We start from the raw sequence: 715 nt of genomic DNA on the forward strand, positions 1-715 counted from the left end.
CATTGGCCGCGCCGCGCGCAACTGGGAGTGCTTCGACCAGATCCTCGCCTCGCTCAAGGACCTGAACGAAGACGAAACGCTGCTGATCCAGTCGGGCAAGCCTGTGGGTGTGTTCCGCACGCATGCCGACGCACCGCGCGTGCTGCTCGCGAACTCGAACCTCGTGCCTCACTGGGCCACGTGGGAACACTTCCACGAACTGGACCGCAAGGGCCTCATGATGTACGGCCAGATGACGGCGGGCAGCTGGATCTACATCGGTTCGCAGGGCATCGTGCAGGGCACGTACGAAACGTTCTATTCGGTGGCGAACCAGCACTTCAACGGCAATCCGAATGGCCGCTGGATTCTCACGGGCGGTCTCGGCGGCATGGGCGGCGCACAGCCGCTTGCGGCGACGATGGCAGGCTTCTCGATGATCGCGGTGGAGTGCGATGAAACGCGCATCGACTTCCGCCTGAAGACGCGCTACGTGGACCGCAAGGCAAAGACGATCGACGAGGCGCTCGCCATCATTGAAGAGGCGAAGCGCACGGGCAAGCCGGTTTCGGTGGGCCTGCTCGGCAACGCCGCCGACGTGTTCGCCGAATTCGTCAAGCGCGGCATCACGCCGGACTGCGTAACGGACCAGACGAGCGCGCACGACCCGATCAACGGCTATCTGCCGCAGGGCTGGACGGTTGCGCAGTGGCGCGAGGCGCAGAAGGTTGCGCCC

Annotated in this window: 1 pseudogene; it reads left to right on the plus strand. The window is 64.8% G+C overall.

Going from position 1 to position 715, the window contains the following annotated elements:
• A pseudogene (locus tag U5A52_RS43005) lies at window positions 1–715 on the plus strand (urocanate hydratase); the annotation flags it as partial.

Origin of the sequence: Paraburkholderia sp. J8-2 (assembly GCF_905220195.1) — a bacterium.
Lineage (GTDB): Bacteria > Pseudomonadota > Gammaproteobacteria > Burkholderiales > Burkholderiaceae > Paraburkholderia.